Here is a 26,608-nt window from a genome sequence, read left to right as displayed (position 1 = left end):
GCGCCTGCGAGACAGACGGCAGGTGAGGGTCTGAGAGGGCAACAAAAAAGCGCCCCGAGAGGCGCTTTTTTGTGTGGTGTCTGGCGGAGAGGGTGGGAGTCTCCGCCTCACCACGTGGATCGCCTTAACTGGCTTGGAAAAAGGAGACTATGCACATGGTCGTGTGGTGAAAACGTGTGGTAAATACGTTAGAGTGGAATTCTCCTTGGCGACTCCCGGCACGTACCCATGGCAAACCACATCGAACGGCGGCGCAACCTCTGGTATGCAACCCTACACATCCCCGCGAAGCTTCGCCCCCGCCTGGGGCGGATGAAGTTCATTCAGTCCCTTGGTACGGCCGACAAGAGAAAGGCGGAGTACCTCGCAGCGCCGATCATTGCGGGTTGGAAGGCCCAGCTAAGGCAGACAGCGGGGGAACCTGACGGGCTGCACCAAGAGGCGATGCGCTGGCGCCACGCACTAGGGAGCATGCCCGAAGGCAGCGAAGAACGCGAAACGCTGGAGGCGGTCCTGATTGGACGCGCCGAGCAGTTGGAGGAAGGCGGTACATCGGAAGCGGAAGCGGTTCGATTCGCTCGCGTCGCGCTTGGGACAGAACTCCCTACGCAGCCCCTTTACGCGGAGTGGTCGGAGGCCTTGGATGGCTCCGGGCTGGGACAGAAGAACATTGACCGGATGCGCAAGGACGTCGATCTCATGGTCCGGAAGTTCGATACGCTCCAACAGATCACCACCAAGGCTGTAAAGGCGTGGGTCAAGGAACTGGCGGACGCGGGGGTTACCGGCAGTAGCCGGAAGCGCATCCTCTATGGGTGCCGGAGATTCTGGAAACATGTGCAGCACGAGGAGCACATAAGCGAAGACCTCGAACCCTTCAAGGTGCCGCACGACCCCTATGGGAATACCTCGAAGACCTCCAAGAAGGGAACTCCCGACCGGGAGCCCTTCGCGCCTGCCGAGGTGTGCGCCCTCTGGCAGCAGGCACGGGACAAGGCAGATCAGCCACTTGCCGACCTGATCGCTCTCGCGGCCTACACGGGGGCACGCATTGAAGAGATTTGTTCCCTGAAGGTGGCGGATGTATCCCTGAACGCATTCCGCATAGAGGATGCGAAGACCAGCGCGGGAAACCGGCAAGTCCCCATCCACGCCGCTATCCATGGTCTCGTCGGGCGCCTTATAGAGTCATCGACGGACGGCTACCTCCTGTCCGGGCTCACCTTCAACAAGTACGACGATAGGTCTAACGCCATCGGAAAGCGCTTCGGGCGCCTCAAGACCGCAGCAGGGTATGGAGAGGCGAAGGTCTTTCACTCCATCCGCAAGACCGTTACGACCCTCCTAGAAAATGCTTCCGTGCCCGAGAACATTACCGCGGACATTGTGGGACATGAGAAGAAGACCATTACCTACGGCCTCTATTCGGGTGGCGCATCGCTGAAGGTGAAGGCCAAGGCAGTTGGGAAGCTGGCGTACCCCTTCCCAGCCATGATTACTTAAGGAAGCACTGATTTACCCCTCCCCTGGAATGCCCTCGTCATTCCGATACGGGCAACCGACCAGATGAAACAGCAAAGCAGCTTTGCCAAGCTTGAGAACTCAGCGCGCCTTCGCCTCTTACTTCCGAAAATCAGCCAACTTCCACGCAGTCTTTAGAACGGTAGGTCGTCTTCCGGAATCGGCGCCTCTCGACGCAACCAATCATCTTCCGTGCGCTTGTATATATCGCTATTAAAATGGCCACAAAGCATGCACACCTGTGACGGCATACTTACGGCTCCTTCAACTTTGCAGCTACGGCACGTAAGATTTTCAACTGCAACTGCCGAAGCTTCATTCCAATGCTCTTCATCCTCCTTGAATGCCCGGGCAAACTCCGGATTCTCTTGTCTCAATATTGAAAGAGTCCCTCCCTTTGGTTCGTCGAATGACATGTAAGGAAAGCCTAGGTGGGAGTCGGCGAAGCGAATCGCAAAACCAAGACCCGCCCCCACGATCTGGGCCGCCTCTTTTGCAGACACCGCCCAACCAAAATGCTCGATAGCATTTCTCATCGCACGTAGTCGCCGCAAGGTCTTGAGATGCGACTCGGAAAACGTAACCTTCCCGATTGTTTTCAGTCGCTCAAGCGCAAGTTCTGCCCCAACAGTTCGAGCAGAGAGAGAAGGGTATTTGTCGATATTCTCCCACACAAAAGCGGGATGTATTTTACGCAAACGCTCCTTGAGCAACATTTCAATTCCGTGCGCAGTAAGAATTATTGCCAACTTGTAGCGCTGGTGTTTGTTAGGCGAGTCGTCTTCATACGCGAGCAAAGCGAGCGCACGCTCGATGGAATCTGCGCCGTTATCTAAGAGTGCGAAGCCTATCTCCTCACCGTTGGGTGTCTCAGCCATTCCTAGCTCCTCTTGGCCTCAGATCAGGCCGACACTCGTGCTTCCTGCTCGCACAAAGATTTCCCAGAAAATTACGTGAGGGTATTCACCTCCCCGTCCCTCTGTCACTTCCCCCGGAGGGGGTGACCCTCCCCCACCCCCTTGGCCGCTCCCCGGCTGGGTTGCCTTCGCAGACATCAATGGATTCCGCAGCAATGATGAGGTTGTGGTGAGGATGTCATTCTCGGGCAAAATCACGCCGTCGTCATTACAGGTGCGCTCAATGGCCTCCTATCTCGAAGCCGCAGGGGCTATCGCCCTCCCCCTCTGGAACGCAGCCTTCGCCTGGATCACCGGCCCGGAAGTTGTAATCAGCCTCTGCGCCCTCTCATTCACGGCTTATCAGGCCCACCTTCAGCGGGCACATAACCGGTTATCTGTCAGCCCGTCACTTGCTGTCTTCTCGGAGGAATCTGCGGACCCCGAGTACCCTGGTGCTGTTCGCGTCCGGCTGCTACTGCAAAACAATGGCCTGGGTCCTGCGGTATTGGATTCGCTAGCGCTAATCATCGGGGCGAAGAAAATTCGCCTTCGGGACCACAATCATTTCCGGCGAGTGGTTAAAGAGGCGCTCGGGCGTCTTTACTGTACGGACCGCTGGCTTGCTACCTACGGAGGAGGACACGCGATCAAGGCGGGGGACGCGGTCTTGCTTGCGGATTTCACTCTCTCCCTCGACCCCCCTGTATCGGGTGGCGAAGTTCAAGCCCTGTTCGACTGGATGGGATTGGAGGTTCATTACCGTTGCATGTACGGGAAACGCGGCCGTTATAACACTCACGAGCATCGAAGCCGGGTAACGGGTGTCCAAGTACCGTCCGGTTTGGCTACACCCTAAGGCCACGTCAGGAGACACCCCGCGGAGTGTCGGCTTAGGGTGGATGTTGAATTACTTGACATCCAGTGAACGAAGGTCTTAGAGTTAAACCTGACACTTTCACCCGTCAGGACACCCAGCCATGACCACCGCAAAGACACCCGCAGGGCACCGCATCGGCTACCGCCGTGTGTCCACTCTTGACCAAGCCACGGACCGCCAGCTAGACGGCGTGGCGCTGGATATCGAGTTCGAGGACAAGGCTAGCGGGAAGGACGCACAGCGCCCGCAGCTACAGGCAGCGCTCAAGCACGCACGGGCGGGAGACACCTTCATCTGCCACAGCATGGACAGACTGGCGCGTAACCTGGATGACCTCCGGCGCATCGTGGATGACCTCACCGGGCGGGGCGTGGCAGTGCAGTTCATCAAGGAAGGGATGACCTTCACGGGCAAGGATGACCCGATGGCGCGCCTCATGTTGTCTGTCATGGGAGCCTTTGCCGAGTTTGAACGGTCACTGATCCGGGAGAGGCAGCGGGAAGGGATCGAGATAGCGAAGTCGAAGGGGGTCTATAAGGGCCGGAAGCCCAGCCTCACGGGGGAACGCTTGGAGGCCCTGCGCGCGCGCCTGAAGGAGCCGGGAAAGGTGAACATGACGCAGCTTGCAAAGGACTTCGGGATCAGTAGGGAGACCCTTTACCAGTACAAGCGGGAACTATGCACCCGGAGTTAGCTTGGTCCAGGGAGAGTCTGGCGCGATCAGTCCAGCCAAGCCCCAACCTCTCTCAATGAAAACGGAACGATGCCGCCACTTGATAGCAAGCTTCCGTTTTCGGGAAGCCCAAATCCCTGCTTTAAGTGGAGCGCGTTTTGAAGAAACGGCAAAGACGGTAAGTGCTCAACAGGATTGACAACAGCAACCTTCGCGGTTCCCGGTATCGTCATCGAGAGGATGTTATTAATGTATTCATCCCTAAAAGCAAAACCGATGAAAAGAATATGAGTAACTCTTCTTGCAGTTCTTCTAAAGTAATCATGGAAAACACCGAAGGGTTCCGAATCTGGTGCCCCTTTAAACCCCGGATATAGAATCAATCTCTTTCCATGATCCCCGTCAAACTCGGGATGGCCCACCCGTATAACCGGCCGGAGGGCGGAACCGCCGTTTCCAAGTTTCCAATCCACGGAACCATGCAGTTTTGTGAGCAGGCCCGCGCATTCGGCGCCGCGCCATGCATCCACATCAAGGGACGAAAATCTACCGCTGGTCGCGGGTAGCTTGAACGGGGCATCTGGCAACCCATCCATGACGGACTCTAGAACAACATCGTAATTGGTGGTTACGATATCAACACTCTCAAACCCTAACGATGAAATTAGATTAAGCAATGGAAACCAGCTCCCCATTAGCTCTTCCATTGTGGGCTCAAGGGAATAGAAATCATATACACATGAGTTGATTTGGTCCTTTAGTGCACCAACCTGCCTATTAAAGTTCGAATGCTGCGTTATTGAATCGCCCCCGCTCTGGCCTGACCCGCTCAGCTTTTGCAAAAGGTTCTGCTGAAGGACGAAATGACCAAAGCCTCCGACGCGCGTAAGGTATTCCGAAGCTTGAGCTAAGATTGCCAGCTCCCAAAGGACATGCTCGATATCGGCTCCATCGCTATTGTGTTGCGCAAGGAACTTATCAAGAGCGACATAGAGAGGATTCTTTAGCACTCCTTCCGGCAGTCTCTTCTTGAAATCCACCGCCATGGGGTACTTTTTCGCGGAAACCCCGCGAGATGCGCCTGCACCTGCAAAAATCACTATGGATTTCATTGCCCACCCGTTCCGGAAGTTATCATCTGCGCCTTGAGACCGCTGTGCGCCGCTAATGCGTATTGTATAGAAGACAATACCAAGGCCACACCTTCACGTTCCGCGAAGACGGCTACTTCAACATGACCAAGGCGGCCCAGTACTTCGGCAAGGAGCTGAAGGAATTCTGGAAGCTGAACGAGACCAAGGAGTACATGTGCGCCCTCGTGGAGGTGCTGTTTCCAAATGGGTGGAAAGACACCGATTTGAATGCGGACGAGAAGCACAGCGTCGTGCTCGCCATCAACGAGTTCGAGAAGGGACAGCACTCCTTCATCACCCACAAGGAGACCCGCGCCCTCAAGGCGCTCCTTGCCGAGGCCACGAAGGGGCACGGAGGAGGAACCTGGGCGCACCCCAAGTTGGCCGTCTTCTTCGCCCGCTGGCTGGATGTCCGGTTTGCTGTCTGGTGTGACCTCATGGTGGATGAAATCCTCCGGGGGCGCGTCGAGGTGCAGCCCGTAGCCGCCCCGCTGACACCGGACAGGACCGTGGAGGACATCGTGAAGGCGCTTCTTCCGGAGGTTCGGCGCGGCGTGTCCTTTATCCCCTGAGAGGCGCCACAGGGGCGCGCCTTGCCCAATCGCGGGGGGTAAACCCTCACCCTAGCTAAAGAGCAGTTCACGCCCCGCAGCCACTGAAAGGAGGGAATCTGCGCTGCACGCTTTCGTTTACCTGTCCCGTTTGCCGCCCTCGCCGCTCCCTTAGCGGCCCCTCACTGACCACCTAAGGACTACCCCCTCATGACCCAAACCATCCCCCCGCTGGGAGGACTTCGCACGTCCCTACTTGGGGAACTGCTCGCCAAGAAGATCGAACCACGGGAGCCGCTCCTTTCGCCTTGGCTGCGCACCTCTGACAGTGCTCTGATCTACGCACCCGCAGGGGCCGGCAAGAGCATCTTTGCGCAGGCCATTGCACTTGCCATCGCAGGAGGCGGAAGCCTGCTTGGCTGGACCGCACCGAAGCCCCGAAGGGTTCTCCTGATCGACGGGGAGATGCCCGAGGAAGACATCATCGGCCGCGCCCGGATGCTGCTCCCGAGTATCCAAGGATGCGACCCCGAAGCAGCCTCCCGGAACCTGTGCGCACTGATCCAGCAGGCCCAGCACATGAACGCCCCGTTCCCCGACATCGGGACACCCGAGGGGCAGGACACCGTGATTCAGATGGCACGGGAGCAAGGCTTTGATGTCGTCATCCTCGACAACTTCAGCACCCTTGCGGAGTGTGCGGACGAGAACAGCGCAGCCTCTTTCAACGGCATTGTCCGGTTCCTGAAGCGCATGAAGCAGGCCGGTATCGCCTGCATCCTCATCCACCACACGGGCAAGAACAACGGCACCTTCCGGGGCTCCTCGAAGCTTGCCACCACGTTTGAAGTCCTCATCAGCCTGAAAGCATCTGCGCGGGCCGTCCCTCCCGGTGCCCTTGGGATAGACCTCGAATGGGAGAAGTACCGACGGCGCCGTGATGCGTCCATCCGCAATCAAACAATCTGGCTCACCGACACCGAAGCAGACACCCAGCCCGTGTGGTGCTCGGAAGAGACCGGAGACGAAGAACTCATCAAGACGGTTACGGAGGCGCGGACATGTGAGCACCGCACGCAGGCAGACCTAGCCAAGGCCCTCGGCGTGACACCCGGAGCGGTCACGAAGAGGAGGAAGCGGGCCATTGCCGAGGGTCTGATTACCGCCGATGAATGGGACGCATGCTTCAACACTGCCGGAGGAGAGGAATCCGAGGCGCAAGCACAGACCAGAGAGGAGGACACCCCAATGGATACCTAGAAGATGACCCAAGGAGCACGCCCGGAGTCTGGGACAGGAGACACCCATACCCGTCACCACTCAGGACTGCACTTCCTCATTGACCTCCTTCGGACCGCATGCGAAGCATGGACACCGAAGGCCACTCTGAGAGTCCCTCCCTTCATTGCCCATACCTAAGACAACCTCATACAAGGATGTCTATGTATGTGTGGTCTCCGAGGTGCGAAGCACCGCCATAGGCACATCCTCAGGGATGCCCCTGCGAAGCAGGAGAGCCTGAGGGAACACCTATAGGAGTCCCCCGAGAGACTCTAGTCTCGGGGTTTCCTGGTTTCCTCTTCCTATAGGGCAGGAAACTGGAAACTCCCCCGCCACATCCCCCGCGCCGTACCCCTCGAATCCACCCAGCCAGCCGCACCGGCTGAACGACCGTGGAGGACATCGCGCGGAAATCACCAAGGACATACGCATGAGAGCTAAGCAAGCCATGAGGCCGGGGACCGATCCGTTCCCGGTCATCATCTACACAGATGGTTCCTGCAAAGGGAACCCCGGTCCGGGAGGCTGGGCCGCCGTCCTCACCAAAGGCCCCAAGAAGCGCGCAATAAGCGGTAGCTCAGAAGGGCGCACCACAAACAACGCAATGGAGCTGATGGCCTGCATTCAGGCGCTGGCAAGCCTGAAGGCCCCGTCAGTCGTGGTCCTCTTCACCGACTCTAACTACGTCCGGAAGGGCATCACCGAATGGCTGCCGCAGTGGAAGGCCAAGGCATGGAAGACCGCACAAGGCCCAGTGAAGAACCGCGACCTATGGGAGCGCCTGGAGGAGGAAACGGCGCGCCATGACGTGACATGGAAGTACGTGCCGGGCCACGCGGGACACATCTTCAACGAGGAAGCGGACAAGCTCGCCAAGGCGGCGGCCGATGGGGTGGCATTGATTCCGGGCGGAGCATGCTGGGATGCCCTGATGTACGGCTTCAAGGCGGAAGAGAACTAGCCCCGAAAAAGGAAGGGTTCCGAAAGTGGAACTATTAGGACATCCGACTAATGGGACTGTAGCACATAGGGGCTTGCGCAAGGCATCCCCTCCCCGTCGATGCTGGGCACTCCTCAACCACCAAGGAGCACCCGAAATGACCGCCCTGTGCACTCTCACCTCTGTCCTTATCCGCACCCAGAAGGCTCACGCTCGCAGCACGGCAAAGGACTTGCGCCTCTTCCGGGACACCACACAGGACCCCGAAGTGCGGCGCCTTGCTTCCGCCCGCTTGCTCAAGGCCATGCACGACATGGGCATCACGGGGGTCTCCTTCGACAGCATTACAGGCGTCATCGCCATTGGAGGCCGTGAGGGCGCGCAGGAGCCCCGCTAGCCCTCTGTGAACCCTACCCCGCAGACCACCAGTAAGACGCCCCTCCTTGCGCCTGTGATGAGGCCGGAGAGGCATCCCTAGATCAAAGAAAGGCAACCTATATGCATACCGTAAGCCTCACAACTCGCGCAGCCGAAGATCATGACATTGGCGTTTTCCTGAGCATCCATGCAGACGCCGAAGGTGACCAAGAACGCACACGCCCGGAACACCTCCGCGCCCACCTATCGGAAGCCCTGCGCCGCTCCTCTTCTTCACTGTGCGTGCTCGACGGCACTTCGCAGCCTGTCGCGCTGTTTGGCTGCATGCCGCTGGCTGAGGGGCAAGGAGCCGTATGGGTCTATCTGCCCAAGCGCGCGCATGCGGTGCCGCTCCCTGCCCTGCAAGAGACCTTCACGGCCTGGACCAAGACGGAAGCCCTTGAGCGCTTTCCGCTACTTCTTGCCGGTGCGGCGTTCTCCGCGACTCATATGGCCTTGCTGCATGCCGCGGACTTCATCTTGCTGGAAGCCGGAGCGGATGCCCCGTTCCGCGTCACGGCCTACCGTCGTGCATCCCGCGACCCCAGCCCCCTGCGCGTCTCCGAAGTGCAGAGCATGACCGCCCCCGCACAGACCGCCTGAACAACACCGAAAGGCAACCGATATGGATAACCGAATCCCCATCAACCAAAGACCCCAAACGGTCCCCGGAGGACGCACCCGGAACAACTACGTCACGCAAGTCGTAGCGAACCCCGCCGATCCTGGCTCCCTCCCGGCCCCCTCAATGTCCGAGCTGGCTGGTCTCCTTGATGGCCTCGCCACGTTCGATAAGGCCCTTGGGTCGCACATCGACCAAGGCATCCGCGAAGAGCAGGCCGCGGGCCGCCGCGCCAGAGCCACCGGGCAGGCACAGCCGGACGATGCCTCCGAAGACTTCGCACGGGGCTACATGGCGATGGACATGTCCGTCAAGGGTGACCAGGACGGGGCCGCCATGGTGCAGTCCTACGAGTCCTCCTTCGACCCCGACAAGGACAACTTCGACGACTGGCTGGCGAAGCAGTACGGGGAGCGGGCCTATGGCCTCGATGGTCCCTTCCGGGAGCACTACGACACCACCTTCATCAAGCACGTCGAGAAGGTCCGCACGGCACACGCCCAGGCAGAAGGAGCACGGGTAAGGGAGAAGGTCGAGTCAAACGCCCTGTACGTCCTCGATAGCTTCGTGCGGAACATGGCGGAGTCCGGAGAGGCCCTCAATGGTCCCCTCCTCGCCGACCTCCAGAACAGCATGAAGAAGCTGGGCGTGTCCGGTGAGCGCTTCCAGGAGCTGCTCTTCGCGGCAGTCAAGAAGTACGGCGACGAAGGCCGTCCGAGTGTCTATCAGGCACTCAAGGAGAACCGCCCGGACGGCTCCCCCGGTATGTACTTCAGCCCCGAATGGAAGGCCAAGATTGACGCAGCCGAAGAGGCCGCGACAAGGACCTACGTGAGCGGCCGGAAGGCTGTCGAAGAGGGGATGCGGAAGGAGCGCGACCAGAGGCAGGAAGAGGAGGTTGCCCGAATCATGCTCATGGATGACCCGAGGGAGGCGCGCTCTTCGTTCGATACCTTACTGCGGACGGGGCTGATTACGCGGGCCTCCGACATCGACAAGTTTCAACGGCTCCTAGAGGGGCGCATCAAGCGCGACGCCACGCCCGAGCAGGAGGCGGCGGAGTCAGGCCTACTCGTGCGCATCTACCGGGGAGAAGTCGGACCCATGGACATCCTCAGGGCAGCCGGTGACGGGGGCATATCTCCCGCAGGGCGAAAGAGCCTCCTGTCCGAGTGGTACCGGGTCAAGAACGACCAGAGACAGGCGGCGGCGCGGGAGGGGGCCGCCGACTCAAAACAGTGGAATAGTCCCATGGCCCGCCTTGCTCTTCAAAGTATTCGTGGTGTTCGGTCACTCGCTTTGGTTGAGCTTCCGGAGGATCAGACAAACGCCCGCAAGGTGCGCCTTGCGCTCGAAGCTGAGATGTTGCGCGCCCTCCAGGCGGGAGAGATTGCCGCGGGGCAAGAGGTAAAGTATGCAAACGAACTTGTGAAGCAGGCGGGTCCGCTGCTGCAACCAACCTATGGCCCTGACCACAAGGACCGGATGGAGCAGGTACGGAAGGCAGGACCGGACCGCCTCCGCAAGGACTATCCGGATTGGGTCGTGGAGCAGTTGCAGCGGCAACTGTCGGAAGCCGAGGAACGGAACGCATCGCCCGGCGGCGCAGAAGCGCGCGAAGAGGAAGCAACCGGGAAGGCCGCAGCCGAGGCCGCGAAAGGACCGGGCTTCCTTCAAAGGGCATACAACGGGGTAAGCGGCATCGCGGCGGACGTTTCGGACCTCATACGGCGCCCCTCTCGTGCGCCTTGGGTCCCCTTCGAGGAGCGCAGCAGCGGCGAAGCAAACGCGGCTGTGTCGGCGGCCTCCTCCGTCGCGCGGCGCACCTCACGGGGGCGCATCGGCGGACAAGACCAGATGCCCACAGCGGCGGAACTTCGCCAGATGTTTGAAGGAAAGCCAGCGGGCGAACTTCAGGAATGGCTGCGGCAACGTGGATTCACGCCGGAGCAACTCGGAGAGACAGCACTGCGCGACCTAAACAGCGTGCTCAAGCCCTAAACGGCCACGGCGGGGGCTCAATCCGCCGCCAGTAGGACGCCCTTTCTTGCGCTCATTGATGAGCAGCAGGACATCCCTAGATCAACGAAAGGAATCATCCATGTGCGACGTAATGACCGGCCTCACCATCTTGAGTGGGGCATACAGCTACATGCAGCAGTCATCCGCAGCGCAGGCCCAGCAGGACGCCATCGAAGCAGCCTATAGCGCCCAGACACAGCAGCTTGCGGACCGCTATGAGCAGATCAACCAGAACGCCACCGATCAGGTCTCCGAGCGCTCCCGAGAGGCCCGCGCAGAACTCGCCCGTATCCGCGTAGCCGGTGCCGAGTCGGGCTTGGGCGGTGTCTCCCAGCAGCGCATCGAAGGGGAATCCGAGATGCTCCGGGGGATGGACATCGCGTCCATTGAGGGCAACCGGAAGAACGCCCTCAAGGCGGCCCAGTACGGGGGCCAGACAGCGCAACTTGAGGGGAACGCGAGGATGGCAGCCGTACGGAGGCCCAGCCTTGTGGGCACCGGGTTGCAGATTGCCAGCAGTGTGATGGAGAAGCAGAAGCCGAAAGAGGGGATCGTGAAATGAGCGGCGCACTCACCCAGAACGACACCGATCAATCCCAAGGAGCACACCCGATGAATGACACCCTGAATAGCCTTCTGGTCTATGAGGCAACGGAGGAGGACGCGGCCCAATTTACCCCGCTGAGTGTGACGCCGTTGCATGGCCTGAGCGCGGACAACCATGTGATGGCGGAGGCTGTACGGCAGTCGATCATGTCTCTGCTGGTAACGGACACCGAAGGCGTGCCGCTCATGCTGCTGGGCTGCATCAAGCACCCGGACGGGAACGGCTTCCCGTGGTTTGAGCTAAGCCACGCGGCGGTCCCCTATGAGCAGGAGGTAACCCACATCCTCCGGGGCGTCGTGAAGCACACCCTGCTACACCATCACCCCGTCCTGTTCGGCGCAGTGCCGGCGGAAGACAAGCGCAAGCGCGCGATGGTGGAGTCCATCGGATTCACTGCCATGGAGCCCACACAGGACGCCGCGGGGCGGCCCGCGTTTGTCCCGTACTTCATGCGCAGCACTGAGCGGATGCACGCGGAGGCCTAAAAGGGCATCAGAGGGGGACCCCTTCGGGGGGGTCTCCTTCCGGTGTTCTGCGTGTGGTGAAAGCGTGTGGTGAAGCCCACAAAGAGAAAACCCGCAAGCCCTTGATTTAGAAGGAGCTTACGGGTCTCTGGAATGCTGGCGGAGAGGGTGGGATTCGAACCCACGGTAGACTTGCGCCTACGCCTGATTTCGAGTCAGGTACATTCGACCACTCTGCCACCTCTCCGGGGTACTGCGAACTTCGTGGTCGCGAAGCGGCGCGCAGTGTAGCACAGGGGTCGCGCCGGCGGAAAGCGTCGGCGCGATTTTTGCGTGTCAGGCGCCGAGGCACTCGACGCCGCCCATCCACGGGCGCAGCGCTTCCGGCACGACGACCGAACCGTCGGCCTGCTGGTAGTTCTCCAGGATCGCCACCAGCGTGCGACCGACCGCGAGGCCGGAGCCGTTCAGCGTGTGCAGGAGTTCGTTCTTGCCCTGCTCGTTCTTGAAGCGCGCCTGCATGCGGCGAGCCTGGAAACTCTCGAAGTTCGAGCAGGACGAGATTTCGCGGTAGGTGTTCTGCGCCGGCAGCCACACTTCGAGGTCGTAGGTCTTGGCGGCGCCGAAACCCATGTCGCCAGTGCACAGCGCCACCTTGCGGTAAGGCAGTTCGAGCCGGCGCAGGATGGTTTCGGCGTGACCGGTCAGTTCTTCCAGCGCGTCCCACGAGCGGTCCGGCGTCACGATCTGCACCAGCTCCACCTTGTCGAACTGGTGCTGGCGGATCATGCCGCGCGTGTCGCGGCCGTAGGACCCCGCTTCCGAACGGAAGCACGGCGTGTGGCAGACGAATTTGAGCGGCAGGCCGGCGGCCGGCTGCACGGTGTCGCGCACGATATTGGTGACCGGCACTTCGGCGGTCGGGATCAGGTAGAACTTGCCGCCGTCGCCGCGCGGCACGGCGAACAGGTCTTCCTCGAACTTCGGCAGCTGACCGGTCCCGAACATGCTGTCGGCGTTGACCATATAGGGCGCGTACAGCTCGGTGTAGCCGTGTTCAGTGGTGTGCGTGTCGAGCATGAACTGGGCGAGCGCGCGGTGCATGCGGGCGATGCCGGCGCGCAGCAGCGTGAAGCGCGCGCCGCTGATCTTGGTCGCCGTTTCAAAGTCGAGGCCGCCGAGCGCGGTGCCGACGTCCACGTGGTCCTTCACCTCGAAATCGAAGCTGCGCGGCGTGCCCCAGCGCAGCACCTCGACGTTGTCCGCCTCGGACTTTCCGACCGGCACCGACTCGTGCGGCAGATTGGGCAGCGAGGCGACGAAGGCCTGGATGTCCGCCAGCAGTGCGGCGAGGCGTTCCTCGCCCGCTTTCAGCGCGTCGCCCAGCCCCGCCACCTCGGCCATCACCGCCGACGTGTCCTCGCCCTTGGCCTTGAGCTGGCCGATCTGCTTCGACGCGGCGTTGCGCTTTGCCTGCAGGTCCTGGGTGTCGGTCTGGATGCGCTTGCGCTCCTCCTCCAGGGCCTGGAAGCGGGCGACGTCGAGCGTGTAGCCACGCAGGGCGACTCGTTCCTGAACGTAAGCGAGCTGGCTGCGCAGCAGTTGGGCGTCTAGCATGAAATGAAACCTGTGGCTGATGGAACGGATGTGAGCGGCCTCCGCATCCGGCAGCCGTCGTCACATTGCAACGCAAAATTCTAACAGCGACCGCCGTCCGGGGCGGTATAGTGCCTGGGCCCCACTCCTTTCACGCGAATGTCATGTTGTCACTGCGCGACTGTCTCGATCACAGCAATCTGAGCGAACTGGAGGTCGGTGTACTCGCCGACTACACCGGTCTGCCGACCATGCTCGCCGCCACGCTGGCCGGCGCCATGCTGCAGAGCGACGGCGGCGCCGACCTGATGCTGCGCATCCTGCAGGACGCGGAAAAGCAGGCCGCGCAGCGCCTCGACATGGAGCAGCGGGCACGCACCAGGGCAGCGGTCGAGCGCTTCTGCGCGGTGCACCGGCCCGAACTGCACTGAGCGCACGGCGCGGCCCCTACCGGTAGCGGTCGTCTCTCGGCCGGGCGGGAGGTGGTGCCCTAGCCGTCTCAGCGCCTGACGGCGATTGCCAGCGCCAGCCAGCCGGCGATGAAGGCAAGGCCGCCCAGCGGCGTCACCATCCCAAGTGCGCGCACACCGCTCAAGGCCATCGCGTAAAGACTGCCGCTGAACACGACGACGCCCAGCAGCATCAACCAGCCGGCAACGCGCAGCGCCCTTGAATCACGCAGGTGAATGGCCAGCAGGCCGACCAGCCCGAGCGCCAGCGCGTGCCAGAAGTGGTACTGCACCGCGGTCTGCCACACGGCGAGCATGTTCTCGTCCAGCCGCGCTTTCAGCGCATGGGCGCCGAAGGCGCCGAGCATCACGGCCAGTGCGCCGGTCAGGGCGGCGAAGAAAAGAAAACGGCGGGCATCGGCAGACATCGGAAAGATCCAGGAAGCGGAAAGGGGCGCGCGACGGCGGCTACTCAGACGCCGGCGGCGCGATCGAGTTCGGGGATCAGTCGTTCGTCCACCTCGCGGCGGAAGCGCGCCAGCCGCCGGCTGCGCACCGCGTAGATCCACATGAAGAGCGAACTGACCACCAGCAGCGCCGGCATGCCGAACCACAGGAGCAGATGGCCGATCACGTCCCAGCCATCGCTGACGACACGCAGTGTGTCGGCTCGCACGCCGATCCAGATGCAGGTGCCGACGAACAGTGCGGCCAGCGCCCACACCGGCCAGCTGCGCAGCCCGTAGGGCTTCTTCGCATTGTTGCCGAACCACATCGTGGTGCGCATCGTGTGGTTGCGCATGAACAGCCACGGTCCGCCGGTCTTACCCGGCTTCTGTATCCACGCGGCGGTCATCCGGTGGCCGTCGCGTGCGCCGGAGTCGGCGTCGGTCAGTTTCACTTCCACCTCACCGCCGACCGGGCCGACCAGGAAAAAGCGTTCGTGCAGCACGCTGCGCGACGAACTGGTGACCGGCGTGTTGTTCTGTCCGCCACTGACCGTAGTGATGGTTTCGATGCCGCGGCTGTAACCGTGGATGTCGCCGGCGAACATATCCAGTTCGTAAGGCACCGACGACACCAGCTTGCGCGCATTGCCGCGGTCCAGCGACACGTCGCGCAAGGTCTGGCGCAGCGCCAGCACGATGAGCATCACCGCAGCGCCAGCGGCCAGCAGCAGCCCGGGCATCACATCGTCGAACAGCTCGCGCGGCTTGCGATAGGTGCGCACGTCACCGACCAGCAGACTGGCAAAGAGATCTAGGCCGATGTCGGCACCGGCCGTGGCGTAATCGAGTATGCCGGGTTCGCTGTAGTCGGCGCCGGCCACCCGACCGGAGCATGGCGGGCCATCACCGAAGCCGGCGGGCAAGGTGGTGCCGGCCGGCAGCTTCAGCGCGCGCTGCCACAAGGTGCCATGCACTTTCGGCACCCAGCTGCGCTGCCACTCGGGCGCGAAGTGGCGATCCATGACCACGCGGTAGAACTCAGGCGAGAAGACGTATTTCTGCTGGCAGCGCGGATAGAGGTATTTCTCGCAATGATCGCCCTCGCAGCTGCTGCCGGAGAACTTCGCCATCTCGCGCGCGTCGATGCGCTCGCGTGCGGCGCGGTACTCGCCGAGGCGGCGCTTCACGTCCGGCGCCAGCCGGTCCGCATCGAAAGGCTTGGGCGACAGGCTCTGCACCACGCCGTCCATGATCTGCAGCACCGCGCTCGTCTGCGCCGCGGTGTCGCGCTCGCTGCGCCCCTGCACTGCCGACTCCACCTGCTTCGCCGTCGGCATGCCCGACAGCCAATCGGTCTGAGCCTGCGCCGCGCCACTCAGCGCGCCACAGAGCGCCATCAACACGAACATGCCACGCATTCCGCTCTCCCCCGGAGCATCGCCAACCGCGCGTTGGCCACGCGCGGAGCATACGCAAGGGCGTTCGCCCCGTACAGCCGCGGCGGCGCATCGCCTGCGAACCGGATGGCATCGCGATCGCGCAGCACGCGGCGATGCCGTGGCAAGAGGCGGGGCTAGAATGGACGCCTTGGTCGATGTCGGCCGACAGCCTCGCGGCGCTTCCGGTGCGCCGGGCGCTCACCGCGCGCGACCGCGAACGGCTCGCGGCACTGATCGATGCGAGGTTGCCGCCGGTGCTGGACAGCCTCGCGCACTGGATGCTGGAGCATGACGAGAAGGGCGAGCAGGCGGCCATGCTCTGACGCATTGAAGCCCTACCGGGGACGCACTGCGCTAAGCTTGCCGCCCCATGCCGAACACCCTCGCCAGCGCGGTCCACAGCGACCTCACGATCAAGAAAAGCCGCTTCATCGGCTGCGTGGAGCCGATGCGCGACCGCGCTTCGGCGCAGGCGCGCGTGCTCGAACTGTGGCGCCAGCACCCGGGTGCGACCCACGTGTGCTGGGCGCTGCTGGCCGGCGGCCAGTCGGCGGCGGTCGATGATGGCGAGCCCAGCGGTACGGCCGGCCGGCCGATGCTGGAAGTGCTGCGCCATCAGGATCTGGAGGGCGTGCTGGCCACCGTCGTGCGCTACTACGGCGGCATCAACCTCGGCGCCGGCGGTCTGGTGCGTGCCTACACCGACGCGGTCGCGTCGGCGCTGACCGGTGCGGTCAAGGTGCCACTGACCAAGCTGCGCGTGCTCCGCTGCACCCTGCCCTATGCGCTCGAAGGCACGGTCCGGCGCGAGATCGACGCCGCCCGCGCCACGCTGGTCGACGTCACCCACGACTCCGTGGTCGCGATGACGATCAGCCTGCCGGAGCCCGACGCGGCGCCGTTCATCGCCCGGCTCAACGACGCAGGACAGGGGCGCATAGGCTGGGTAGATTGATCTGAGGGGGCCGTGCCTCTGATCGGACACCGCGCTGGGTCAAGCACCCGCAATCGATGCATGCCCCGCGTGCGCAGAGGCGCTTGCGCGGATGGCAGCGCCGTCAGGCCAGCACGCGCAGCAGCCAGCGGTTGATGTCGCGGATTTCCTCGATGCTCACTTCGTGGTCGATGTCGTAGGCGTGCCACTCGTACGGCACGGCCAGCGCATCGAGCACCTCGCGCGTGGCCAGTGCGCGGTCGATCGTGACCACGCCGTCCTGCGAGCCGTGCGCCAGAAAGACCGGCACGTCGGCGTTCGCTTCGCTGCGCTCATCGGCGGTCGATGCCGCCAGCGGCAGATAGCCTGAGAGCCCGACGATGCCGGCCAGCCGCTCCGCGTGCCGCAGCCCGGCGAACAGCGCCATCGCGCAGCCCTGCGAGAACCCCATCAGCACGATGCGCGACGCCGGCACGCCGCGTTCGACCTCGCGTGCGATCAGCGCATCGACCAGCCCCTGCGACGCGCGCACGTCGGCTTCGGCTTCCTGCCCGGCGCCCGGCGCGTAGAGGTCGAACCAGGCGCGCATGATGTAACCGCCGTTGCGCGTGACCGGGCGTTCCGGCGCGTCGGGCAACACGAAACGCACCGGACCGACGGCGTCGAGATCCAGCCGCCGGCACACCGGCACGAAGTCGTTGCCGTCGGCGCCCAGGCCGTGCAGCACAATGACGGTGGCGACCGGCGAATCGCCGCTTTCGAGTTCGATCAGATTGACGGACATGAGGGAGTGCGGTTTCGGACAATCGCGCATGCTAGCCGACGCCGGGCCGAGGCGTGTCAGCGCAAGGAATCGCCCCACTGTCGCCCATGCGCGCTAAAGTGCCGCCTCATCAACCGGAGATTCACATGAAGACACTGACCGTACGCGTGACCGCCGAGCTGCAGGTGCCGGACGACTGGACCCTGGCCGACCACGCTTCCGGCATGACGGTGCTGAAGATCGGCGACCAGTTCGTCGATTTCGACATCGCACCGCTGTCCACCCGCGACGACGAGCCCGATTCGATGTGGACCGACGACGACGAGACGCTCACCAGCCGCGTGCTCGACTGCGTGATCGAACTCGACACCGACCTCGAACTGGCCTATCAACAATGAAGACCGGGCGTGACGCCGGTCACGCCCCGCCTGTCTCCAGTCCGCAGCGGAGCACGTAGATACGCCTGTGTCCAACCACCACAGGAGTGAAACGATGTCCCTGAACAACCCCGCCGGCCTCGCGGTCACCGGTGCCACCGCCCGCAGCATCGAACTGCTGGAACAGGCCGAGCACGAACTGCGCTGTTTCATCGGCGACCCGGTCGCCACCATCGACCGCGCGCTCACCGAGGCGCCGGACATGGTGATGGGCCACGTGCTGCGTGCCTATCTGCACCTGCTCGGCACCGAGCCGGCCGGCATTCCGGTTGCAGCTGCCGCCCACGCCACGGCGGCGAAGCTGCCTGCAAACGAACGCGAAAGCCGCCACCTGCGTGCGGTCGCGCTGATGACCGAGGGCCGCTGGCGCGCCGCCGCGCGCGTGCTCGAAGACGTCGCAATCGATCATCCTCTCGACGTGCTGGCGCTGCAGGCCGGCCAGCAATGCGACTTCCTGCTCGGCGACTCGCGCATGCTGCGCGACCGCATCGCCCGCGCGCTTCCGGCCTGGAGCATGGACATGCCTGCCTGGCACGCGGTGGCCGGTATGCTGGCTTTCGGACTGGAAGAGACCGGCGACTACCTGCGCGCCGAGCGCTACGGTCGGCAGGCGGTCGAGATCCAGCCGCGCGACGGCTGGGCGCAGCACGCCGTCGCCCACGTGATGGAAATGCAGGGCCGTCGCCGCGACGGCATCGCCTGGATGCGCGCCGCACCGCAGGCCTGGGCGCAGGACAGCTTCCTCGCCGTGCACAACCACTGGCATCTGGCGCTGTTCCACCTCGGCCTCGACGAAATAGACGACGTGCTCGCGCTGTTCGACGACGCCGTATTCGGCCGCGCACCGGGTCTGGTGTTCGACTTCATCGACATGTCGGCGCTGCTGTGGCGCCTGCACATGCGCGGCATCGATGTCGGCGAACGCTGGCAGGCGGTGGCCGAACGCTGGGCACCGATGGCCGGGCGAAGTCTTTACGCCTTCAGCGACATGCACGCGATGATGGCTTTCGCCGCCACCGGCCGCACCGCGCAGATGCGCAGCCTGATCGACGCGCAGGAATTGGCGCTGGCAGGCGAAGGCGACAACGCCGGCTTCATCGCCGAAGTCGGCCGTGCCGCAACGCGCGCCATCGCCGCCTTCGGCGAGGGCGACTACGCCAGCACCGTGCGCCTGCTGCGGCCGATCCGCCACGTGTCGCACCGCTTCGGTGGCAGTCACGCGCAGCGCGACATCATCGACCTGACGCTGATCGAGGCGGCGCAACGCGACGGTCAGCGGGCGCTGGCCGAAGCCCTGCGCGCCGAGCGTGCGTTCGCGAAACCTGAGCCGGACGCGCCGCGTGTGCGCAGCGCCTGAGCGCGCTCAGGAAGAAGACGGCGGCGGGGGCGGCGACCCGAGGTAGCGCTGGTCCGACCAGGTGGCCAGCCACTCCGGCACGAAGGCGACGAACACCGCCACCAGCATGCCGGTCAGGAAGGCGTCGCCCCAGGCCATCAGCCAGCGCGCGACCAGTGCGTGCTCAACGGCGACGCCGCCAAGCAGGTGGTGGATGAACTCGTACGCCGCACCGGCCGCAAAAATGCTCATCGCGGTACCGATGAAGCCGCGCCCCAGCACGTAGATGAAGGGGTGTGCCGGCAAGCCGCGGCGCAAGGCCTCGCCCAGCGCCAGTGCGAGTGTGGCCGGCACCAGACCTATCCACACCAGCTGCGACAGCACCGCAGCGAAACCGAGGTCGCCGAGCGTCCACACCGCCAGCGCGACCAGCACCAGCTCGATCACCGCCAGCGGCCAGCCGAACATGAGCAAGAGAAGGCAGGCGCCCGAAAGCTGGATCGATATGCCGTTCGGCAGCATCTGCGGCAGCACCCACAGCAACGACAGCACCACCAGCGAAGCCGCCCACGGTGCACCGAGCGGCCCGACCAGCATGCGCCAGGGCCGCATGAGCGCGCTGACGCCGAGCGCAAGCAGCAGCAGACAGATTTCGATTGCGAACACACCGCCTCCCGATCACACGCCGCGCAGTGTGGCACGCCAAGGCGCCTGCGTTCATGACGTGAAGCAAGCGCCCGGTATCGCCGGAGCGGTACCGGCAGTAAGCAGCAGCCGCGGGCTTCGGTTCAGGCCGCTGTCGGGGTCAGAAGACCCCTCCCACAGAGCCCCGAGCTCCAGCCGCCGTTCAGGCGCCGACCCCATGGGAGCGGCCTTGGCCGCGACACGGCCGCTGCGGGCCGCCGGCTTCGACGCAAGCTGCCGTCGGGGTCAGAAGACCCCTCCCACAGAGCCCCGACCCCGAGCTCCGGCCGCTGCTCGGGCGCCTCACCCCGTGGGAGCGGCCTTGGCCGCGACGCGGCCGCTGCGGGCCGCCGGATCCGATCCCCGCCAGCTGTCAGCCGGCGAGACTTTCGAGAAACTGCACCGCGACGTCGGCACTGCGGGTCCGGCGCATCGGCGGCAGGCTGCGCCAGATCACCTTGCCATAGTGCTTTTCGACCAGCCGCGGGTCGCACACCATCAGCACGCCGTGATCGCTTTCGTCGCGGATGAGGCGGCCGGCGCCCTGCTTCATGCTGATCACCGCGTGCGGCAGCTGGTATTCGGAAAAGGCGTTGCGCCCCTGCCGCTTCAGGTGTTCGATGCGGGCCGACAGCACCGGGTCGTCCGGCGGCGCGAAGGGCAGCTTGTCGATGATGACCAGTTGCAGCGCATCGCCGCGCACGTCCACGCCTTCCCAGAAGCTCTGGCTGGCGACCAGCACGGCATTGCCGGCGGCGCGGTGGCGGTCCAGCAGTTCGCTGCGGGTGGCCTGGCCCTGCATCAGCAGCGGCCGCTCCGGGTCCCAGGCCGACAGCTTGTCCTCGATCAGTTCGTGGATGCGCTTCATCGCGCGCAGCGAGGTGCACAGCACGAACACGCCGCCGCGGCAGGCCTTGATCAGCGGCCAGGCAGCGCGCGCCACGGCTTCGGCATAGGTCGGCGCCGATGGCTCGGGCATGTTTTCCGGGGCGTACAGCAGCGCCTGCTGTTCGTAGGCGAAGGGGCTGCCCCACTGCGCGGTTTCGGCGTTGTGCAGGCCCAGTTCGCCGCAGTAGTGGCCGAAGTCGTTGCCGACCGACAGCGTGGCCGAGGTGAATATCCAGGCACGCGGGTTGTCTTCCATCTGCCGGCGGAAGATGTCGGCCACCGACAGCGGTGTGGCATTGAGCGCCAGCGCCTGCGTATAGACCTCGGCCCAGCGCACGCGGTCCGACTGCTCGCCCGCTTTCTCGCCGGCCTGCCAGCGCTCGACGCGGGCGATCAGGTCGAGCGCGCGCTGCCAGCATTTCTCCAGCCCTTCGCTGCGCGCCGCCTGCGTTTCCAGCAGACCGGCCAGTTCGTTCAGGGCGTCCAGCACGGTGGCCAGCGCCGGTGCGAACGCCGGGCGCTCGTCGATCTGTGCCGCCGACAGCCGCACGTTCTCCTCGCGGAATACCAGCCGCAGGTCGCGCACCGCCTTCACCAGGCGCTCGGCCGATTCCGGCAGCTGCTTGAAGTCCTTGGCGCCGACCAGCGCCTCGGCCCGCGTGTCGCGCGCCAGCTCGAGCATCTGCGAGGTCGATACCGATTCGCCGAAAAACAGGCTGGCGGTCTCGGCGAGCTGGTGCGCTTCGTCGAACACGACGGCGTTGCAGGCCGGCAGCAGTTCGGCCACGCCCTCGTCGCGCAGCATCAGGTCGGCGAAGAACAGATGATGGTTCACCACCACCACGTCAGCCTCCATCGCCTCGCGGCGCGCGGCGGTGACGAAGCATTCCTTGGCGTTCGGACAGTCCTGGCCGAGGCAGTTGTCGCGCGTAGAGGTCGCATGCGACCAGGCACCCGACTCTTCCGGCACCTCGCTGCACTGCGCCTTGTCGCCGGTGCTGGTCACCTTGGCCCAGCGCGCGATGGCCTGCAGGTGAGAGGCATCCTCACGCGAGCCGAAACGACCCTCCTGCAGCGAACGTTCGAGGTGGTAGTGGCACAGGTAGTTGGCGCGCCCCTTCAGCAGCGCGATGCTGACCGGCACGCCGAGCGCGCCGCGCACGGTGGGGAGGTCGCGGCCGTAGAGCTGGTCCTGCAGCGTCTTGGTGCCGGTGGACACGATCACCTTGGCGCCGGACAGCAGCGCCGGCACCAGATAGGCGTAGGTTTTGCCGGTGCCGGTGCCCGCCTCGACCACCAGCACGCTGCGGTCGGCGATGGCCTGCGCCACGCGCTCGGCCATTTCGGTCTGCTGCGTGCGCGGCGTAAAACCGGCGATGGCGCGGGCCAGCGGGCCGTCGGGAGCGAAAGTGGCGGGAATGTCGGACACGGAGAGGAATGAGGTGCGGAAGACGGCTGAAACCGGCCCGGAGTGTACCGCAGCGCCGTCGTCCCCACATCCGCCGGTCGGACCGTGGCGCCGTCATGTCCTATCCTGAAAACTGGCTTCGACAAGAGACCGCCATGGATACCGCCACGCAGCCGCCCGTCGTCACCCGCACCGAACACGATTCCTTCGGCCCGATCGAGGTGCCGGCGGACCGCCTGTGGGGCGCGCAGACGCAGCGCTCGCTGCAGCACTTCGCGATCTCGACCGAGCGCATGCCGCGCGAACTGATACACGCGCTGGCAGCGGTCAAGCGCGCGGCGGCGCTGGCCAATGGCCGGCTGGGCAAGCTGCCGGCCGAGCGCATGACCGCCATCGTCGCTGCCGCTGACGAGGTGCTCGCTGGCCAGCATGACGAAGAGTTTCCGCTGTCGCTGTGGCAGACCGGCTCCGGCACGCAGACCAATATGAACATGAACGAGGTGCTGGCCAACCGCGGCTCGCAGCTGATGGGCGGCGACTGCGGCGAGGCGCGCACGCTGCACCCGAACGACGATGTGAACATGGGTCAGTCGTCGAACGACGTGTTCCCGACGGCGATGCACGTGGCCGCCGCCTACGCCGTCCGGCGCGCACTGATGCCGGCACTCGACGCGCTGCACGCGCAGCTGGCCGACAAGGCTGTCGCCCTCGCCGACATCGTCAAGATCGGCCGCACCCATCTGCAGGACGCCACGCCGCTGACGCTGGGGCAGGAATTCTCCGGCTACGCGGCCCAGCTCGCGCTGGCCCGCTCGGCCATCGTCGCGGCACTGCCGGCCGTACATGCGCTGGCGATAGGCGGTACCGCGGTCGGCACCGGCCTGAACACCCATCCGGAATTCGGCACGCGGGTGGCGAACAAGCTGGCCGATGGCACCGGCCTGCCCTTCGTGCGTGCCGACAACCCGTTCGCCGCGCTGGCCGGGCACGAGCCACTGGTGGCGCTGCACGGCGCGCTGAAGACACTGGCCGTCGCGCTGAGCAAGATCGCCAACGACATCCGCTGGCTCGCATCCGGCCCGCGCTGCGGCCTCGGCGAACTGGCGCTACCGGAGAACGAGCCCGGCAGTTCCATCATGCCGGGCAAGGTGAACCCCACCCAGTGCGAAGCGCTGACCATGCTGTGCGCCCAGGTCATGGGCAACGACGTCGCGGTCACGCTGGGCGCCGCCTCGGGCAACTTCGAACTGAACGTCTACAAGCCGCTGATTGCCGGCGCCGTGCTGCAGAGCATCCGCCTGCTGGCCGACGGCATGCGCAGCTTCGACACCCACTGCGTCGCCGGCATCGAAGCGCGGCGCGAACGCATCGAAGCGCTGATGCAGCAGTCGCTGATGCTGGTGACCGCGCTGGTGCCGCACATCGGCTACGACCGCGCGGCGAAGATCGCCGCCCGCGCCCACCGCGAAGGCCTGACCTTGCGCGAGGCGGCGCTCGCCTCGGGCGACGTGAGCGGCGAACAGTTCGACCAGTGGGTACAGCCCGGCGCGATGGTGGGCGAGCGCGCACAATGAGAACGGAACCATCTGCCCACCGGACATTCCGATCAGGAGCAGCATCTACTCACCGACAGGAGATCGTCATGGACATCACGCCGCATTCAATGGAAGACCTGTTCGACCAGCTCGGCCTGCCGAGCGACCCGCAATCGATCGAGGGCTTCATCGCGCTGTTCGGCCCGATTGACAACGGTACCAAGCTGCACGAAGCCACCTTCTGGAGTCCCGCGCAGGCCGCCTTCCTGCGCGACGCGCTGAACCAGGACGCCGACTGGTCAGACACCGTAGACTCGCTGAACGCCGAAATGCACGCCCCGCAGGGCAAGGGCTGGCGGCGCCACTGCGTCTGACGCCGTCCGCCCCACCCGCCGCACGAGCAACCTCTACGCGGCTGGCGTAGCCTTGCGTCTTCACTCAACGAAGGAGACGGACATGGGGCTTTTCGACTCGATCGCAGGACAGGTGGCCGGCGCGCTCGGCGGACAATCCGGCGCTGGCGGCAATGCCGCACTGATCCAGGCCGCGATGAGCCTGATCAACAGCCCGCAGATCGGCGGCATCCAGGGCCTGATCGCCAAGTTCCAGCAGGGCGGCCTGGGCGAAGTGATCGCCTCGTGGCTGGGTTCCGGCCCCAACCTGCCGATCTCCGGCGACCAGATCAAGGCCGTGTTCGGCGCCGAACAGATCGGCGGCGTCGCCCAGCAGGTGGGTATGTCGTCGCAGGAAGTCTCCTCCGGCCTCGCCAGCCTGCTGCCGCAACTGATCGACAAGCTGTCGCCCGACGGCAAGGCACCCGAAGGCGACGCGCTGCAGGCGGCGATGGGGATGCTGGGTGGGTTGCTGAAGTCGTAGCATCCTTGTCGCGGTGGAGGCCACCAGCAAGTTCCGCCGCGGCAGCCCGGACCAGGCCGAACACCCGCAGGCGATCGGCAACCGATGACGCCCACCGATCTCACCATGACATCCAAGAGCCGGCCACGATCACGACGGATTCTGTCCCCCGGGGTCGTTCTGCCGCTCGCGGCGTCGCTGCCGTTCTTCTGGCTCTGGTACTCGCGTTACCTCAGGATCGACTTCAATGAACTCGGCCGCCACTACGACGCGGCGACGCAGACCGTGCACACCGATGCGGCCTTCGTGTGGTGCCTGCCGGCGCTGGGTTGCCTGCTGATTGCCTTAGTCAATCTGGTGCGTACAGCGAGACGCAGGGCCTCACCCTGACAGTGCGCCGTAGAGACGAGTGAGGCGCCGCATCCGCCATCCCCCGCAACGCCGTCGGCTCATCGCCTGGCGAGACTGAAATACCCGCAAAGCCCCACCGGCACCGCCAGCAGCGCCCACGACAAGGCGTCCCAGACGTCGTCGCCGACCAGGGCCGAGAGCAGGCCGGCGGCGGTAAGTACGGCGATCAGCAGCGGCCAGCGGAAGATGGCGGCATTCGATTTCGCGCCCTTCATGCGCCACCTCGCGCGGTGGTCGCGGCCTGCGCGGTGCTGGCGGGCACCGCAGCGGCATGCCTGTGCTTGCGCCACCACAGCACGAGCCCGCTCCACAGCACGACGACGGTGACGAGGTCGAGCAGCGCCCACAGTATCTTCAGCGGCAGGCCGCCGTAATCGCCGAAGTGCAGCGGCTGCGACACCAGCAGCGCGGTGGCGTACCAGGGGCGCGGTTTCGTTTCGATCACCGCCGCACTGACCGGGTCGACCAGCGTGGCCTTCAACAGTTTGGCGGTGAGCGGCGTGTCGCCGTGCAGGAAGACCGCGTAGTGCGAGGGCGTAGATAGCAGCGTGCCAGGAAACGCGACGGTGGCGACGGCCATGCCCGGCTCAGCGGCCAGTGCGGCGTCGACCAGCGACTGCAGCGGCGCGGCGCGGCCGCCGGGCGCAGCGCCGGCCCCGGCGGTCTTCAGCGCGGCCACCTGTTCCGCCTGCCAGGCCTTCAGGATCAGGTCGGCCCAGGTGTTGATGACGCCGGTGCCCCCCACCACCAGCGCCCAGGTGACGGTGACGATGCCGAGCATGTTGTGCATGTCCAGCCACCACAGCTTTGTCGAACGGCCGTGGCGCACCTCGCCGAAATCCAGCCTGCGCATGAAAGGGGCGTACAGCACGACGCCACTGACCAGCGCGACCACCAGCAGCAGACCCATGAAGCCGAGGAACAGCCGCCCGGCCAGACCGGCGAACAGGTCGACGTGCAGCCGGTACATCAGGTGCATGAAACCTTCGTCGAAACGGGGCTCGCCGAGGACTTCGCCGGTGCGCGCATCGACCACCGAGAACTTCGCCTGCGTCTCGTCGGTGTCGGGCCGGGTGTCCATCTTGACCACCCACATGTCCGGCTCGTCCTCCTCCTTGAAAAGGTAGAGCGGCACCAGATCCGGGTGGTGGCGGCGCGCCGCGTCGACGATGCGATCCACCGGCAGATGCGCGGTGCCGGCGGGCATTTCCGGCGCCTCGATGTGCTTGCCGAGGGCGTGGTCGATCTCGTGATAGAAGACCAGCGGCAGGCCGGTCAGACACAGCAGCAGCATGAACAGCGTGCACACCAGACTGGACCATTTGTGCACCCACACCCATCGCTGCAGCGAGGTGGCGCCGGAGCGTGCGGCGGGCGCACAGGAAGCCATGGCGGGATCGGGCGTAACGGATTTCAT

29 protein-coding genes and 1 tRNA gene are annotated in these 26,608 nt (G+C 64.5%); 19 read left to right on the top strand and 11 right to left on the bottom strand.

The genetic code is table 11. The annotated features are described in order from the left end of the window. The first annotated feature begins 228 nt into the window (after positions 1 to 228). The gene (locus tag IV112_RS02520; RefSeq protein WP_304000906.1) at positions 229 to 1,503 is read left to right on the top strand and encodes a tyrosine-type recombinase/integrase; all 1,275 of its coding nucleotides are present in this window, start codon (positions 229 to 231) and stop codon (positions 1,501 to 1,503) included. Between the two features lie 152 nt (positions 1,504 to 1,655). On the opposite strand, the gene IV112_RS02515 is transcribed toward IV112_RS02520, so the two are convergent. Next, complete coding sequence (locus IV112_RS02515; protein WP_304000905.1) at positions 1,656 to 2,399, bottom strand: hypothetical protein; 744 nt, start codon at positions 2,397 to 2,399, stop codon at positions 1,656 to 1,658. Positions 2,400 to 2,661: 262 nt separating this feature from the next. Here IV112_RS02515 and IV112_RS02510 point away from each other — a divergent pair, with 262 nt between their 5' ends. Beyond that, a complete protein-coding gene (locus tag IV112_RS02510; protein WP_304000904.1) occupies positions 2,662 to 3,276 on the top strand; it encodes a hypothetical protein in 615 nt (204 codons plus the stop codon). A 121-nt stretch (positions 3,277 to 3,397) separates the two neighbouring features. Next, positions 3,398 to 3,991, top strand: a complete 594-nt coding sequence (locus IV112_RS02505) for a recombinase family protein (RefSeq protein WP_304000903.1) — start codon at positions 3,398 to 3,400, stop codon at positions 3,989 to 3,991. A 26-nt stretch (positions 3,992 to 4,017) separates the two neighbouring features. Here IV112_RS02505 and IV112_RS02500 read toward each other — a convergent pair whose 3' ends face one another. Next, on the bottom strand, positions 4,018 to 5,082 hold the full coding sequence (locus IV112_RS02500) for an SIR2 family protein (RefSeq protein WP_304000902.1): 1,065 nt from the start codon (positions 5,080 to 5,082) through the stop codon (positions 4,018 to 4,020). A gap of 62 nt (positions 5,083 to 5,144) precedes the next feature. Here IV112_RS02500 and IV112_RS02495 point away from each other — a divergent pair, with 62 nt between their 5' ends. From IV112_RS02495 to IV112_RS02465, 7 genes are all read left to right on the top strand, one after another. Beyond that, positions 5,145 to 5,675, top strand: coding sequence for a KilA-N domain-containing protein (locus IV112_RS02495; protein WP_304000901.1), 531 nt, complete (start codon positions 5,145 to 5,147; stop codon positions 5,673 to 5,675). A 189-nt stretch (positions 5,676 to 5,864) separates the two neighbouring features. After that, entirely contained in the window at positions 5,865 to 6,914 is a 1,050-nt protein-coding gene (locus IV112_RS02490; protein WP_304000899.1) for an AAA family ATPase, read from the top strand. 451 nt (positions 6,915 to 7,365) lie between these two features. After that, complete coding sequence (gene rnhA / locus IV112_RS02485) at positions 7,366 to 7,896, top strand: ribonuclease HI (RefSeq protein WP_304000898.1); 531 nt, start codon at positions 7,366 to 7,368, stop codon at positions 7,894 to 7,896. A 477-nt stretch (positions 7,897 to 8,373) separates the two neighbouring features. Next, the gene (locus IV112_RS02480) at positions 8,374 to 8,895 is read left to right on the top strand and encodes a hypothetical protein (RefSeq protein ID WP_304000896.1); all 522 of its coding nucleotides are present in this window, start codon (positions 8,374 to 8,376) and stop codon (positions 8,893 to 8,895) included. Positions 8,896 to 9,040: 145 nt separating this feature from the next. Continuing rightward, positions 9,041 to 10,915 carry a hypothetical protein gene (locus IV112_RS02475; protein WP_304000894.1) on the top strand — a complete coding sequence of 625 codons (1,875 nt, stop codon included), beginning with the start codon at positions 9,041 to 9,043 and terminating at the stop codon, positions 10,913 to 10,915. A 100-nt stretch (positions 10,916 to 11,015) separates the two neighbouring features. Further along, complete coding sequence (locus IV112_RS02470) at positions 11,016 to 11,498, top strand: virion core protein, T7 gp14 family (RefSeq protein WP_304000892.1); 483 nt, start codon at positions 11,016 to 11,018, stop codon at positions 11,496 to 11,498. A 50-nt stretch (positions 11,499 to 11,548) separates the two neighbouring features. After that, on the top strand, positions 11,549 to 12,028 hold the full coding sequence (locus IV112_RS02465) for a hypothetical protein (protein WP_304000891.1): 480 nt from the start codon (positions 11,549 to 11,551) through the stop codon (positions 12,026 to 12,028). A gap of 136 nt (positions 12,029 to 12,164) precedes the next feature. On the opposite strand, the gene IV112_RS02460 is transcribed toward IV112_RS02465, so the two are convergent. Both IV112_RS02460 and serS read right to left on the bottom strand, forming a co-directional pair. Further along, positions 12,165 to 12,254: transfer RNA gene (locus tag IV112_RS02460), tRNA-Ser, on the bottom strand. Between the two features lie 89 nt (positions 12,255 to 12,343). Beyond that, on the bottom strand, positions 12,344 to 13,624 hold the full coding sequence (serS, locus tag IV112_RS02455) for a serine--tRNA ligase (protein ID WP_304000889.1): 1,281 nt from the start codon (positions 13,622 to 13,624) through the stop codon (positions 12,344 to 12,346). Positions 13,625 to 13,767: 143 nt separating this feature from the next. Between serS and IV112_RS02450 the strand changes: the two genes are divergently transcribed. After that, positions 13,768 to 14,034 carry a hypothetical protein gene (locus IV112_RS02450; RefSeq protein ID WP_304000887.1) on the top strand — a complete coding sequence of 89 codons (267 nt, stop codon included), beginning with the start codon at positions 13,768 to 13,770 and terminating at the stop codon, positions 14,032 to 14,034. Between the two features lie 68 nt (positions 14,035 to 14,102). Here IV112_RS02450 and IV112_RS02445 read toward each other — a convergent pair whose 3' ends face one another. Both IV112_RS02445 and IV112_RS02440 read right to left on the bottom strand, forming a co-directional pair. Further along, positions 14,103 to 14,480, bottom strand: coding sequence for a DUF423 domain-containing protein (locus IV112_RS02445; RefSeq protein WP_304000886.1), 378 nt, complete (start codon positions 14,478 to 14,480; stop codon positions 14,103 to 14,105). A gap of 44 nt (positions 14,481 to 14,524) precedes the next feature. After that, positions 14,525 to 15,919, bottom strand: coding sequence for a hypothetical protein (locus IV112_RS02440; protein WP_304000884.1), 1,395 nt, complete (start codon positions 15,917 to 15,919; stop codon positions 14,525 to 14,527). 176 nt (positions 15,920 to 16,095) lie between these two features. Between IV112_RS02440 and IV112_RS02435 the strand changes: the two genes are divergently transcribed. Beyond that, positions 16,096 to 16,263 carry a hypothetical protein gene (locus IV112_RS02435; RefSeq protein ID WP_304000883.1) on the top strand — a complete coding sequence of 56 codons (168 nt, stop codon included), beginning with the start codon at positions 16,096 to 16,098 and terminating at the stop codon, positions 16,261 to 16,263. Positions 16,264 to 16,310: 47 nt separating this feature from the next. Then, entirely contained in the window at positions 16,311 to 16,895 is a 585-nt protein-coding gene (locus tag IV112_RS02430; protein WP_304000881.1) for an IMPACT family protein, read from the top strand. A gap of 103 nt (positions 16,896 to 16,998) precedes the next feature. Here the strand turns inward: IV112_RS02430 and IV112_RS02425 are convergent, their stop codons facing one another. After that, the gene (locus IV112_RS02425) at positions 16,999 to 17,658 is read right to left on the bottom strand and encodes an alpha/beta hydrolase (protein ID WP_304000879.1); all 660 of its coding nucleotides are present in this window, start codon (positions 17,656 to 17,658) and stop codon (positions 16,999 to 17,001) included. A 125-nt stretch (positions 17,659 to 17,783) separates the two neighbouring features. Between IV112_RS02425 and IV112_RS02420 the strand changes: the two genes are divergently transcribed. Both IV112_RS02420 and IV112_RS02415 read left to right on the top strand, forming a co-directional pair. After that, positions 17,784 to 18,035 carry a hypothetical protein gene (locus IV112_RS02420; protein WP_020164020.1) on the top strand — a complete coding sequence of 84 codons (252 nt, stop codon included), beginning with the start codon at positions 17,784 to 17,786 and terminating at the stop codon, positions 18,033 to 18,035. A 94-nt stretch (positions 18,036 to 18,129) separates the two neighbouring features. Continuing rightward, the gene (locus IV112_RS02415; RefSeq protein ID WP_304000878.1) at positions 18,130 to 19,431 is read left to right on the top strand and encodes a tetratricopeptide repeat protein; all 1,302 of its coding nucleotides are present in this window, start codon (positions 18,130 to 18,132) and stop codon (positions 19,429 to 19,431) included. 6 nt (positions 19,432 to 19,437) lie between these two features. Here IV112_RS02415 and IV112_RS02410 read toward each other — a convergent pair whose 3' ends face one another. Together IV112_RS02410 and IV112_RS02405 are read right to left on the bottom strand one after the other, a co-directional pair. After that, positions 19,438 to 20,076 carry a hypothetical protein gene (locus tag IV112_RS02410; protein WP_304000877.1) on the bottom strand — a complete coding sequence of 213 codons (639 nt, stop codon included), beginning with the start codon at positions 20,074 to 20,076 and terminating at the stop codon, positions 19,438 to 19,440. Positions 20,077 to 20,467: 391 nt separating this feature from the next. Further along, a complete protein-coding gene (locus IV112_RS02405) occupies positions 20,468 to 22,411 on the bottom strand; it encodes an ATP-dependent DNA helicase (protein WP_304000876.1) in 1,944 nt (647 codons plus the stop codon). Between the two features lie 134 nt (positions 22,412 to 22,545). Here IV112_RS02405 and fumC point away from each other — a divergent pair, with 134 nt between their 5' ends. The 4 genes from fumC (at position 22,546) to IV112_RS02385 (ending at position 25,170) form a co-directional block, all read left to right on the top strand. Continuing rightward, on the top strand, positions 22,546 to 23,964 hold the full coding sequence (gene fumC, locus IV112_RS02400) for a class II fumarate hydratase (RefSeq protein WP_304000874.1): 1,419 nt from the start codon (positions 22,546 to 22,548) through the stop codon (positions 23,962 to 23,964). 68 nt (positions 23,965 to 24,032) lie between these two features. After that, positions 24,033 to 24,299, top strand: coding sequence for a DUF2789 domain-containing protein (locus IV112_RS02395; RefSeq protein WP_304000872.1), 267 nt, complete (start codon positions 24,033 to 24,035; stop codon positions 24,297 to 24,299). Positions 24,300 to 24,381: 82 nt separating this feature from the next. Further along, complete coding sequence (locus IV112_RS02390) at positions 24,382 to 24,801, top strand: YidB family protein (protein WP_304000871.1); 420 nt, start codon at positions 24,382 to 24,384, stop codon at positions 24,799 to 24,801. Positions 24,802 to 24,885: 84 nt separating this feature from the next. Continuing rightward, positions 24,886 to 25,170, top strand: coding sequence for a hypothetical protein (locus IV112_RS02385; RefSeq protein WP_304000870.1), 285 nt, complete (start codon positions 24,886 to 24,888; stop codon positions 25,168 to 25,170). 59 nt (positions 25,171 to 25,229) lie between these two features. On the opposite strand, the gene IV112_RS02380 is transcribed toward IV112_RS02385, so the two are convergent. Together IV112_RS02380 and IV112_RS02375 are read right to left on the bottom strand one after the other, a co-directional pair. Further along, positions 25,230 to 25,406 (bottom strand): hypothetical protein, encoded by a 177-nt coding sequence (locus IV112_RS02380; protein WP_304000869.1) that lies wholly within the window; start codon positions 25,404 to 25,406, stop codon positions 25,230 to 25,232. Continuing rightward, positions 25,403 to 26,581, bottom strand: coding sequence for a PepSY-associated TM helix domain-containing protein (locus IV112_RS02375; RefSeq protein ID WP_304000868.1), 1,179 nt, complete (start codon positions 26,579 to 26,581; stop codon positions 25,403 to 25,405). The genes IV112_RS02380 and IV112_RS02375 overlap by 4 nt, the downstream gene beginning before the upstream one ends. Positions 26,582 to 26,608 lie beyond the last annotated feature (27 nt).

It is taken from the genome of Methyloversatilis discipulorum, assembly GCF_018780585.1.
GTDB lineage: Bacteria > Pseudomonadota > Gammaproteobacteria > Burkholderiales > Rhodocyclaceae > Methyloversatilis > Methyloversatilis discipulorum_B.
The sequence above is the reverse complement of the archived record's forward strand: the minus strand, read 5'-3'. Positions and strand labels throughout refer to the sequence as shown.

Bases quoted from the DNA above. Each gene is read 5' to 3' on its own strand.
- IV112_RS02435 (WP_304000883.1), top strand. From the start codon at position 16,096: ATGTCGGCCGACAGCCTCGCGGCGCTTCCGGTGCGCCGGGCGCTCACC.
- IV112_RS02440 (WP_304000884.1), bottom strand. From the start codon at position 15,919: ATGCGTGGCATGTTCGTGTTGATGGCGCTCTGTGGCGCGCTGAGTGGC.
- IV112_RS02425 (WP_304000879.1), bottom strand. From the start codon at position 17,658: ATGTCCGTCAATCTGATCGAACTCGAAAGCGGCGATTCGCCGGTCGCC.
- IV112_RS02375 (WP_304000868.1), bottom strand. From the start codon at position 26,581: ATGGCTTCCTGTGCGCCCGCCGCACGCTCCGGCGCCACCTCGCTGCAG.
- IV112_RS02385 (WP_304000870.1), top strand. From the start codon at position 24,886: ATGACGCCCACCGATCTCACCATGACATCCAAGAGCCGGCCACGATCA.
- IV112_RS02465 (WP_304000891.1), top strand. From the start codon at position 11,549: ATGAATGACACCCTGAATAGCCTTCTGGTCTATGAGGCAACGGAGGAG.
- rnhA (WP_304000898.1), top strand. From the start codon at position 7,366: ATGAGAGCTAAGCAAGCCATGAGGCCGGGGACCGATCCGTTCCCGGTC.
- IV112_RS02515 (WP_304000905.1), bottom strand. From the start codon at position 2,399: ATGGCTGAGACACCCAACGGTGAGGAGATAGGCTTCGCACTCTTAGAT.
- IV112_RS02470 (WP_304000892.1), top strand. From the start codon at position 11,016: ATGTGCGACGTAATGACCGGCCTCACCATCTTGAGTGGGGCATACAGC.
- IV112_RS02395 (WP_304000872.1), top strand. From the start codon at position 24,033: ATGGACATCACGCCGCATTCAATGGAAGACCTGTTCGACCAGCTCGGC.
- fumC (WP_304000874.1), top strand. From the start codon at position 22,546: ATGGATACCGCCACGCAGCCGCCCGTCGTCACCCGCACCGAACACGAT.
- IV112_RS02390 (WP_304000871.1), top strand. From the start codon at position 24,382: ATGGGGCTTTTCGACTCGATCGCAGGACAGGTGGCCGGCGCGCTCGGC.
- IV112_RS02420 (WP_020164020.1), top strand. From the start codon at position 17,784: ATGAAGACACTGACCGTACGCGTGACCGCCGAGCTGCAGGTGCCGGAC.
- IV112_RS02430 (WP_304000881.1), top strand. From the start codon at position 16,311: ATGCCGAACACCCTCGCCAGCGCGGTCCACAGCGACCTCACGATCAAG.
- IV112_RS02445 (WP_304000886.1), bottom strand. From the start codon at position 14,480: ATGTCTGCCGATGCCCGCCGTTTTCTTTTCTTCGCCGCCCTGACCGGC.
- IV112_RS02490 (WP_304000899.1), top strand. From the start codon at position 5,865: ATGACCCAAACCATCCCCCCGCTGGGAGGACTTCGCACGTCCCTACTT.
- IV112_RS02450 (WP_304000887.1), top strand. From the start codon at position 13,768: ATGTTGTCACTGCGCGACTGTCTCGATCACAGCAATCTGAGCGAACTG.
- IV112_RS02415 (WP_304000878.1), top strand. From the start codon at position 18,130: ATGTCCCTGAACAACCCCGCCGGCCTCGCGGTCACCGGTGCCACCGCC.
- serS (WP_304000889.1), bottom strand. From the start codon at position 13,624: ATGCTAGACGCCCAACTGCTGCGCAGCCAGCTCGCTTACGTTCAGGAA.
- IV112_RS02505 (WP_304000903.1), top strand. From the start codon at position 3,398: ATGACCACCGCAAAGACACCCGCAGGGCACCGCATCGGCTACCGCCGT.
- IV112_RS02480 (WP_304000896.1), top strand. From the start codon at position 8,374: ATGCATACCGTAAGCCTCACAACTCGCGCAGCCGAAGATCATGACATT.
- IV112_RS02380 (WP_304000869.1), bottom strand. From the start codon at position 25,406: ATGAAGGGCGCGAAATCGAATGCCGCCATCTTCCGCTGGCCGCTGCTG.
- IV112_RS02520 (WP_304000906.1), top strand. From the start codon at position 229: ATGGCAAACCACATCGAACGGCGGCGCAACCTCTGGTATGCAACCCTA.
- IV112_RS02475 (WP_304000894.1), top strand. From the start codon at position 9,041: ATGTCCGAGCTGGCTGGTCTCCTTGATGGCCTCGCCACGTTCGATAAG.
- IV112_RS02510 (WP_304000904.1), top strand. From the start codon at position 2,662: ATGGCCTCCTATCTCGAAGCCGCAGGGGCTATCGCCCTCCCCCTCTGG.
- IV112_RS02500 (WP_304000902.1), bottom strand. From the start codon at position 5,082: ATGAAATCCATAGTGATTTTTGCAGGTGCAGGCGCATCTCGCGGGGTT.